This window comes from Parvularculales bacterium (assembly GCA_036881865.1).
In the GTDB taxonomy this organism is placed as follows: domain Bacteria; phylum Pseudomonadota; class Alphaproteobacteria; order JAPOUT01; family JBAJNM01; genus JBAJNM01.
The window spans coordinates 19007-29297 of record JBAJNM010000023.1; the positions used below are offsets into that span (position 1 = coordinate 19007).

General features: G+C 50.5%; 7 protein-coding genes and 1 rRNA gene. 6 read left to right on the plus strand and 2 right to left on the minus strand.

Annotated elements, in window-relative coordinates:
- The first annotated feature begins 5 nt into the window (after positions 1-5).
- From prfA to V6Z81_06400, 3 genes are all read left to right on the plus strand, one after another.
- Positions 6-1097 (plus strand): peptide chain release factor 1, encoded by a 1092-nt coding sequence (gene prfA, locus V6Z81_06390; protein MEG9862116.1) that lies wholly within the window; start codon positions 6-8, stop codon positions 1095-1097.
- On the plus strand, positions 1087-1953 hold the full coding sequence (gene prmC / locus V6Z81_06395; GenBank protein MEG9862117.1) for a peptide chain release factor N(5)-glutamine methyltransferase: 867 nt from the start codon (positions 1087-1089) through the stop codon (positions 1951-1953). Before prfA ends, prmC begins: the two co-directional genes overlap by 11 nt.
- A gap of 424 nt (positions 1954-2377) precedes the next feature.
- Entirely contained in the window at positions 2378-2878 is a 501-nt protein-coding gene (locus tag V6Z81_06400) for a DUF4167 domain-containing protein (GenBank protein ID MEG9862118.1), read from the plus strand.
- Between the two features lie 16 nt (positions 2879-2894).
- Here the strand turns inward: V6Z81_06400 and V6Z81_06405 are convergent, their stop codons facing one another.
- Positions 2895-3662, minus strand: coding sequence for an MOSC domain-containing protein (locus V6Z81_06405; protein MEG9862119.1), 768 nt, complete (start codon positions 3660-3662; stop codon positions 2895-2897).
- A gap of 74 nt (positions 3663-3736) precedes the next feature.
- Here V6Z81_06405 and clpB point away from each other — a divergent pair, with 74 nt between their 5' ends.
- Together clpB and V6Z81_06415 are read left to right on the plus strand one after the other, a co-directional pair.
- Positions 3737-6346 (plus strand): ATP-dependent chaperone ClpB, encoded by a 2610-nt coding sequence (gene clpB, locus V6Z81_06410; protein MEG9862120.1) that lies wholly within the window; start codon positions 3737-3739, stop codon positions 6344-6346.
- Positions 6347-6677: 331 nt separating this feature from the next.
- Positions 6678-7145, plus strand: a complete 468-nt coding sequence (locus V6Z81_06415) for a hypothetical protein (GenBank protein MEG9862121.1) — start codon at positions 6678-6680, stop codon at positions 7143-7145.
- A 51-nt stretch (positions 7146-7196) separates the two neighbouring features.
- On the opposite strand, the gene V6Z81_06420 is transcribed toward V6Z81_06415, so the two are convergent.
- Entirely contained in the window at positions 7197-8780 is a 1584-nt protein-coding gene (locus V6Z81_06420) for a M23 family metallopeptidase (GenBank protein ID MEG9862122.1), read from the minus strand.
- A gap of 874 nt (positions 8781-9654) precedes the next feature.
- Here V6Z81_06420 and V6Z81_06425 point away from each other — a divergent pair.
- Positions 9655-10291 (plus strand): 16S ribosomal RNA (locus V6Z81_06425); the annotation flags it as partial.

Below are 10291 nucleotides of genomic sequence, written 5' to 3' on the forward strand. Positions count from 1 at the left end.
TTCTTATGCTTTCCGATCAAAAACTCGACCAGATATTAACCCGCTATGCCACGCTGGAATCTCAGCTAGTTAATGCATCTCAAACACCGATTCTTCTGGCGGAGAGGTCACGCGATTATGCGTCCCTAACGCCGGTGGTAGAGGCTATACGTACCTTTCAGTCGGTTAGGCAAGAGTATGAAGAGTTGGTACCTATAGCCGAGGGAGATGATCCGGATTTGGCGGCCATGGCCCGTGAAGACAGGGCGTCTCTTGAGGGTCGCCTGGCGGATTTAGAGCAGCGTATTAGACGCATGCTTTTACCCCGGGATAAAGCGGATGATAGTAACGTCATCATAGAGGTGCGGGCCGGAACGGGAGGTATGGAGGCGGCGTTGTTTGCGGCTGATTTATTTCGCATGTATCAGCGTTATGCAGATCTTAAGGGTTGGAAGGTGGAACTCTTGAGTAGCGCGGTGGCAGATCTTGGAGGGTATCGGGAGATTATTGCGTCTATTACAGGGAGTGGGGTTTTCGCGCAGCTTAAATTTGAGTCGGGTGTTCACCGGGTGCAACGGGTGCCGGAGACAGAATCGGGGGGGCGGATTCATACATCAGCGGCAACGGTTGCCATTCTGCCGGAGCCGAAAGATGTAGACATTGTAATTGACGATAAAGATTTGCGAGTTGATGTCTATCGGGCAAGTGGCCCGGGCGGTCAGTCCGTTAACACCACCGATAGTGCGGTGCGTATAACTCATCTGCCGACCGGTATTACCGTGACTCAACAAGATGAAAAATCCCAACATAAGAACAGAGCCAAAGCCATGAAGGTGCTACGTGCTCGATTATATGAAACCGAACGTGCCCGACAGGCCAATGAACGGGCGGCTGATAGACGCGGACAGGTGGGCTCAGGCGACAGATCAGAGCGGGTGCGGACGTATAATTTTCCCCAAGGGAGAGTGACAGATCATCGCATCAATTTAACCTTGCATAAATTGCAGCGCATTTTAGGGGGCGATGATCTGGATGAGTTGATCAATGCACTTATCATGGATGATGAAGCGGGTCGTCTAGCTGCAGCAGATGAAGCGGACGTTGACAATGGCAGTTGACGTTGAAGTGCGTGGAAAAGCAGAGCAGATATGGCGTGCTTTAGCGGTGCGTTTTGACAAGGCGGGTATCCCCTCGCCGATATTGGATGCGCAGGTGCTGTTATGTGAGGCGGCCGGATGGTCGTCTGCTGATTTAGCGCGTTTTTCCGAGTGTTTGCTTTCTTCTGAGGCGATGCGCCATCTTGAGGTCTTGGAGAAAGCACGTTTGTCGGGCATGCCGGTAGCGAGACTTTTGGGGCGACGGGAGTTTTGGAGTCTTGATTTCAAAATAACCCCCGCTACCCTTTTACCACGTCCTGACAGTGAAACATTAGTAGAGGCGTGTCTGGAGCGTATCATGGTTGATGCTCCAGCCAGATTTCTGGATTTAGGGTGCGGGTCGGGATGTTTGCTGTTGTCGCTATTGATGGAATGCCCTAAGGCGTGGGGGGTAGGGGTTGATTGTCACGACTCCACTCTTCGTGTGGCGCGCCACAATGCAGCCCGTTTGGGATGTCTTTCTCGTGCAGTATTCTGTGTGGGCGATTGGACAGGGCCTCTAAGGAGTACGTTTGATATTATTCTTTCCAACCCGCCGTATATTCCAACGGACGATATTAAAACCCTATCGCCGGAGGTACGGTTTTATGACCCGCTTATAGCACTTGATGGTGGCCAGGATGGCCTTGATGCAATACGCTTGATTGTATCACGTGCCGGTGAGCTACTTATCCCGGGCGGATGGCTGGGATTAGAGGTAGGTGCGGGTCAAGTGCAGGAAACCCGCAGACTGATGGAAGAGGCCCGCCTGGAAAATATAGCGTCGGCGTGTGATTTGTCAGGTATTGAGCGTGTGGTGATGGGCCAGCGTTTGTGATTGATAGCGGGATATGCTCTGAAAAAAAGACTTTGCAATAGGGCTGAACGGGAGTAATGTAAGGACATAGAGGGGGAGTGCTTGGGAACATAGTGAGAGTATACATATAAGGGTATACTTCAGAAGGGGCATAGAGAATCGGCGGGGGTCGTAGCTTTCTGTAGAAATCTCTTGTGAGGTTGGGGTTCCTGTAAGATATAGAGTGTGGGCCGCTCAACGAACAGCGAAATACGATGTAGTGATATACGGCGAAAAAAGGATGGCAACGTCCTTTACGGATATTAACCAGAATGAAATAAACCCACCATGGCCAGCGCCATAGTGAGCGTATGGGGTAGAGCGGAAGTGGGATCAGGGTGAAGTTGAACAGGTTAAGCAGTAATAGAAACAAAATAATAAGTTGGGATAATAATCCATGAGGCAAATGCAAAATTTTAAACGATCACGGGGCCGGGGTCGTAAAAACCCCAATCAGACAAATCGCTCTTTGGATAGCAACGGGCCGGGTGTCCGGCTTCGTGGTACGGCCTCTCACATATCTGAGAAATATCAGGCACTCGCCCGTGATGCTCAAACATCTGGCGATAGGATTACCGCCGAAGGTTATTTGCAATATGCCGATCATTATTATCGGCTGATGCGTCAGGCACAGACTTCCAGAGATGATGCGCCGCATAATGCTCATGCAGCTTCAGATGGTGAATCGGAGCAAAATCTCTCCGGAGGTGCGCCGGAGAAAGTGACGGAAGATGCGGCAGAAGAGTCAGAGGTTACTAAAACGCCTCCCCGTGCCAGAAGTCAAAATCGCCGCACCGGAGCAAAAGGGCAACCATCTAAAGTAGCGTCTTCTAAACGGGTGAGTCCGAAGAGGACAGAGAAGCCCGAAGAAACCAGCAAGGGTGAATCCGTAACCGCTGAAGTGTAAGGCTATATTATTAGATTCACGAAGCAATCCGGACACTATCGCCCAGTGTAATAGTACCGGATGTCGCCACACAGGCATATACGCCTAAGTTCATGTGACCATATATCTGCAAAAGGGTTTTCGGGATAGTCATATCCCGTGTACCGTTTTTAGGGTTAACATTTATAGCGGCACACCGCTCAATCATGTGAGTGCAGTCCACACTGACATTCTCCCCCAAGGTTAGAGTGCGTCCGACCCATGCGGTTTCTTCCCACGGCGCAAATCCATCCAGATAGATGTTGGCGCGAAAGCGCAATGGGTCTATAGCGAGTTCCGTGGTGCGCTCTAAGTCGCGAATGCTGGCAAGATTTACAAGAGAAATCCACGGAGCCGGAACATCACTGAATGCGCCTGTGCGCCGATGAACAATCCGTGGAGGTCCGCGTAAATCCTTATCTATGTAGGCCGATAAAAACTGCTCAATTAGTTTACGTCCTACTGGCGTTTTGAGCGACCCCGACGCTAACGTGTGGCCATCACGCTCAAGGGTCAGAGTACCATCGTTATCGTTGTAACGAGTTTCAAGAGTCGCCAATTTTTCATGGCTCATCAGCATCAAAAACTTGATTTTGGGATAATGTTGTCCGGAAGCCTCATCAACACTGCGGCTACCATTTTCTATGGCATAGGCTCTATCGCCGGGCAGGGTCATCTCTGGGGTGAGTGCCACTTTTTCCAGCGCTTCGGGGCTTAAGCCTTTGACCGGATAGCGATATAGGTTGGCGATTTTCTGTTCTTTCATAGACACACCCCTCTTGTGTGGCTTGTTTACCACACCATATCAAGAGAGGAAACAGCGAGAAAGGATGCTGTCTAATGAATATGGAGAATTACACCGATAGGAGTCGTGGGTTTATTCAATCTGCTCAAGGCTTAGCCCTGCGACGAGGTCATCAATCTCTCACGCCTGCCCATTTGTTGATGGTTTTACTGGAGGATGAAGAAGGCCTCGCATCTCATTTGATAGGCCGGGCCGGAGGCGATAGTGCGCAGGTGATGCAGGGGGTTGAGGCGGCTCTGGAGCAATTACCGAGGGTTGAGGGTTCCGGAGCGGGGCAGATATTTATGTCTCAGGAACTGGCGCGAATCTTTGATCAGGCGAGTGGCCTGGCTGAAAAAGCAGGCGATAGTTTTGTGAGCGTGGAGCGTCTGTTGTTGGCGTTAGCTGTAGCGGGCGAGACAAGGGATATTCTTAAACAGGCGGGGGTGGGGGTGCAGGCTTTGGGTGAGGCTGTCAATGAGATTCGCAAAGGGCGGACGGCGGATAGTCCGGGTGCGGAGGATAATTATGATGCCTTGAAGAAATATACCCGTGACCTAACCGAGGTGGCACGTGAGGGCAATTTGGACCCAGTGATAGGCCGGGATGAAGAAATAAGGCGTGCGATACAGGTTTTATCGAGGCGCACGAAGAACAATCCGGTTTTGATTGGAGAGCCCGGAGTTGGCAAGACGGCGATTGTGGAAGGTCTGGCGTTACGGATTGTGAATAGCGATGTGCCGGAGAGTTTAAAGCGCAAGCGATTGTTAGCACTAGATATGGGGGCCTTGATTGCCGGTGCTAAATATCGCGGAGAGTTTGAGGAACGTCTAAAGGCGGTTTTGAGTGAGGTGGAGTCTGCTGCGGGGGAGGTTATTTTGTTTATTGATGAGATGCATACGTTGGTGGGGGCAGGTCGTACGGATGGTGCGATGGATGCATCTAATCTTTTAAAGCCTGAGTTGGCGCGTGGGACGTTGCATTGTGTGGGTGCCACGACGCTGGATGAGTATCGTAAGCATGTTGAAAAGGATGCGGCGTTGGCGCGCAGGTTTCAGCCGGTCTTTATTTCCGAGCCGACGGTTGAGGATACGATTTCTATTTTGCGGGGTTTGAAGGAAAAGTACGAGTTACATCACGGCGTTCGCATTGCGGATAGTGCTATTGTCTCGGCGGCAATGTTATCTGACCGTTATATTGCGGATAGGTTTTTGCCGGACAAGGCGATTGATCTGGTTGATGAGGCGGCCAGTCGGGTTCGGATGCAGGTTGATTCCAGACCGGAGGCATTAGATGAGTTAGACCGTCGTGTTATTCAACTTAAAATTGAACGCGAGGCGCTGAAGAAAGAGACCGATGCAGTGTCTGTTGAGCGTTTGGAGGTTTTGGAGGAGACTCTGGCGAACTTAGAGCAAGATCATTCATCTTTGTCGTCTCAGTGGCAGGCGGAAAAAGAGCAGTTAAATTCGGCGCAGAGGTTGAAGGAGCAGTTAGAGAATGCCCGCATTGAGTTGGAGCAAGCGCAGCGTGAGGGTCATCTGGAGCGGGCGAGCGAGTTGACGTATGGGGTTATTCCGGAGTTAGAGAAATCGCTATCCGAGGTTGAAGACCGTGAAGGTGAGGAAGCGCAGGGAGGCCTTATAGCGGCGGAGGCTGTGAGTGAGCGTGAGGTCGCGCAGATTGTCTCTCGTTGGACGGGGATTCCTGTAGATAAGATGCTAGAGGGTGAGCGTGAGAAATTGCTTGCCATGGAGGAAACTTTAGGAATGCGGGTCGTGGGGCAGGAGGAGGCTGTGAGGGCGGTGTCTACGGCCGTGCGCCGGGCACGGGCAGGGTTGAAGGATCCATCGCGTCCGGTGGGATCGTTTTTATTTTTGGGGCCGACGGGTGTCGGTAAGACGGAGTTGACGAAAGCGCTGGCGGGCTTTTTGTTTGATGATGAGAATGCGATTTGCCGTCTTGATATGTCGGAATATATGGAGCGTCATGCAGTAGCGCGGTTGATTGGTGCACCGCCCGGATATGTGGGCTATGACGAGGGTGGCGTGTTGACAGAGAGCATTCGGCGACGACCTTATCAGGTGGTGTTGTTTGATGAGATAGAAAAGGCCCATGGCGATGTTTTTAATGTGCTGTTGCAGGTGTTGGATGATGGGCGCCTGACAGACGGGCAAGGCCGCACGGTGGATTTTCGCAATGCGATTATAATTTTGACCTCTAATTTGGGGGGTGAGTTTTTAGCGGCCCAGAGCGAGGATGATAATGTGGATGATGTACGTGAACAGGTCATGGCAGCAGTGCGCGGGCGGTTTCGCCCTGAGTTTTTGAATCGTTTAGATGAGATGATTCTGTTTCACCGCTTAACACGGGCGCAGATGGATGTGATTGTTGATATTCAAATGAACCACTTGCGGAGTTTGTTGTCCGACAGGCAAATAGTTCTGGGTCCGGAAGACGCTGCCCGCACCTGGTTAGCGGAGCGTGGATATGATCCGGTCTATGGTGCGCGCCCCCTAAAGCGGGTTATTCAAAAACACGTACAAGACAAATTGGCGGAAGCGCTGTTGGAGGGTGATATTCACGATGGTGATCATGTTCGTGTAGTGGTTGAGGGAGATGGCCTTGCGCTTGTTTACGGTGCGGGTGATACTAGCAAGGTTGCATGATGCAGTTTTAATGTTTTCTGTTATTCAATTTTGAACGTAGGACTATCATTGAAGAGCGAGGTTTCGCTTATGTGGGTAATAATGAAGGTTTTTGCCAATATATTTTGCGGGTTTATGTGCAACATTGGACAGATAAAATATCCGAAGAAGCTATGCACGCTCTGTGTAATCAAAGAGAGAGGCGATGCCTTTCTGACGTCCGTTCAGCGCGTTATTGACAAGGCACGGCCCTAAAACTAACAGGCACTATTTGGGGCTCTCTAATGGTCTTTTATGGTGCGGGTTGTTTGTGGTAGGATAATAAGGGGTATGAAGAAATCGGAGAAAGACCATGACTGTCAAGCCGCAAGCTAATGTTGAAGACTTTATGAAAGGATACGCTCAGCAAAAACGCCGGGCGGGAATTTATAATTTTCTGATGTGGGCGTTGCTGGTCGCTTACGCCATAGTGATATGGCAGGGGGTGAGTTTTGTCTATGAAGTAGGCTTTTACGCCGAGGTGAATGACAGTGGAACTCTGTGGGTGTTTCTACCATGGCTGATAACAATGATTGTTTTATCTGTGCCGTTTATCATAGGGTTATGGATTCTGAATGCCCGTCGCCGTGAGGCCTTAGCTCTGGCCTATGGCTTTCAACGCAAGGCTATTGTAGAGGAGCGGGTGTTTGCTTATCTGGATGATGACGATGACTTCCGTCGCCAAATGTTGCGGGACTATGTTCAGCACTGGATGGCAAAAAGCCCTCTTGAGGTTGTGCTGGCTTTGCACAATAAGGGTAGCAACAGTTTTTCAAAATAAAAACGCCAAAGTGAAATTAGCGAAGAGAAGATAAATAAGGGACTCGATCTCTTACAGGTCGTGTGGCTGTCGTGCTTGTGGGGAAATGGGGATGCTCAGGGCAAGCATGGGGTCCAGAGCGGAACTGCTACCCGCATCAGCTTGCGTACTTTGTCCTTCAAGCAGATTTGAAACTCTACGGTTTATAATCTCACGACTGTTGCGGAATTCTGAAAGCAAGGCACCTGTCAGTTGGCGACCCCGAGGCATCTTTCTGGTAGAGGCCGGGTTAATAGCCTTACCCATGTGATGCACTTCATAGTGAAGATGCGGCCCGGTTGACAGGCCTGTGGAACCTACGGTTCCGATAACCTGACCCTGACTAACCCGTACGCCCTTTCGGATGCCGCGTCCATAACGGTGAAGGTGTGCATAAACCGTTTTGTATCCATTAGCATGGCGGATGCGGATATATTTACCGTATGCGCCCTTGCGCCCGACAAACTCTACGGTGCCGTTACCGGCAGCATAAATGGGAGTTCCGCGAGGGGCTGCGAAGTCCACACCCTGATGCATACGAGAATATCCAAGGATGGGATGGCGGCGCATACCAAACCGCGATGAAAGCCGCGCTCCATCAACAGGAGTGCGCATCAAGAAGCGTTGGGCACTATGGCCGGAGGCATCATAATAGCTGGCGATTTTTGTATCAGACGGTGTATGTCGCCAGAAAGAAATGGGCTCACCTTTAATTGTAAGAGAGGTGTATTGGATTTTGTTGTGACGGACGAGGCGTCCTTCGGGAGTGTGCTCGCTCTCGTAGACAATCGTAAAACGGTCACCTTGGCGAATTTCACGTTGAAAGTCTATATCGTGGGAATAAATCTGTATCATGTCATTGATGATTTTAGGGTGCGCGCCGGCTTTTTGGGCCGCTACATAAAGGCTAGAGTCAATCGTGCCACTGACATAGCGATAGCGCCTCTCAAGGGGGATGATTTCTTCGTGTCCCTGCCATTTGCCGTCATCAAGACGGATGGCGGTCACATTTCGGTCAAGGGCAGTCTCAAGGGAAAAAGAAGCGAGAACGAGATCCGGTATAGTGGAGACCTCATGAACCGGAGAAGATGCTCCCGTATTGGAGGCTGTCGTGTCAGAGTTTGTGGCATCAGGAATTTTAGCGTCAGAGGGTGCAAAGTTCATCACCAGTTTTTGTCCCATCTGAATGCGGCGTGGGTTAGTGTAGGGCTTGAGGGCGGTGATGGCGTGATGGATATCCTCGGGGCTCAATGATGCATGGTCCATGAGCAGACCCGCAAGATTATCACCTTTGGCAAAGGTAAGGGAAACAGTCTGGGGTTCGCTTTGAGGGTTATTGTCGATCAGGGGTTCTGTAGCCTCTCTCTCTACGCTTTCCGGCTCTGTGCCCTCCAGAATGGCTATTATGGCGGTTTGGGGATTAAGCCCTTCCAAAGCTGTTTTTTGGGATTTCGTATGGGGGGTCAGATAGGCACTTAAGGCTACAACCATGAGGGCTATCGCTACGCCTCCGGCTATAATTATAGCCGAACGCCCTAAAAACCTACTAATTTCCCGCTTTGCGGCGGTAAGGTGCGAAATGGTGGCCTCCTGCCAATTAGTTTCAGGGCTATTCATCCCATATCTTTCCGATATTTTTCTTACAGTTTTCGCTAAAAAACAGCCAGACCAGAAATGTTAATCCCTGTATGACCATCCCCGTGTGTAGCTAAAGAGATCCTGTATATACCAATTTATGGCTATCATCCCTTAAATTACGTCCAACAACTACTGTAGCAATCTCCTGACATCACTCCTGTTTGGACACATACACAAACCAGTTCACAAATCATCTCAAGAATCACCCAGAAATCCTATTTCTGTCAAGACATTTTTCCACACCCCCTTGTGAACATTTTCCTAAATTACTTGTTTTTCAATGACATCCTATGAAGGGCTACCGCTACCCGCTATAATCTGCAACGCCGAACAAAAGGGGTAGACGGGCAAAAAACTACAGAAACCAACAGAAACCCTTTGACAGCCCCCGTTAAGGTCCGTATAAAAGCCTTCCTCCTGTTACCTTTAGTCTCCGTTACTTTAGGCGACAGGGAAAGAGTGTGCTGTCTTGCTTCCGTTTAGGGATACTGCATTTCCATGATCCGTTAGGGTTATGGAGGATGGGCCTTGGCTTGATGGCATAAGTTCTTTGACAATGTGAATGTGAATGTTGAAGAGAAACGCAGGCGGCGGTGCTCGCGCGAGCTTGCTTGTTCCGTAAGGAATTAAGTGAGCGTTAGATTCGCGGTGCGCGCGCTGAATTTTGCGTTTCTTCCACGGTAATTACGTCTGTCGTTCAGACAGGCTAAAAGTCGTGGGAACTCGTCAAAATGATGCGCGCATTTCGAAGTGCAAACGAATGCGTACATTGAACACAGGTGCGTTGAATAAATGCAACTGTGCAAACAAGCGCAAACGTTATGCGCGTCAAGCGCCAATGGAATCAAACATCAAACTTGAGAGTTTGATCCTGGCTCAGAACGAACGCTGGCGGCAGGCCTAACACATGCAAGTCGAACGAGAAACCACCTTCGGGTGGCGGACAGTGGCAGACGGGTGAGTAACGCGTGGGAATTTACCCAGAGGTGCGGAACAACAGTTGGAAACGACTGCTAATACCGCATACTACCCTTGTAGGAGACTATAAGGGGAAAGATTTATCGCCTTTGGATGAGCCCGCGTTGGATTAGTTTGTTGGTGGGGTAAAGGCCTACCAAGGCTACGATCTATAGCTGGTCTGAGAGGATGATCAGCCACACTGGGACTGAGACACGGCCCAGACTCCTACGGGAGGCAGCAGTGGGGAATCTTGCACAATGGGCGAAAGCCTGATGCAGCCATGCCGCGTGAGTGAAGAAGGCCCTAGGGTTGTAAAACTCTTTCACCGGTGAAGATAATGACGGTAGCCGGAGAAGAAGCCCCGGCTAACTCCGTGCCAGCAGCCGCGGTAATACGGAGGGTGCGAGCGTTAATCGGAATTACTGGGCGTAAAGCGCGCGTAGGCGGTTTGGTAAGTTGGATGTGAAAGCCCAGGGCTCAACCTTGGAACTGCATTCAAAACTGCCAGGCTAGAGTACGGTAGAGGGGGG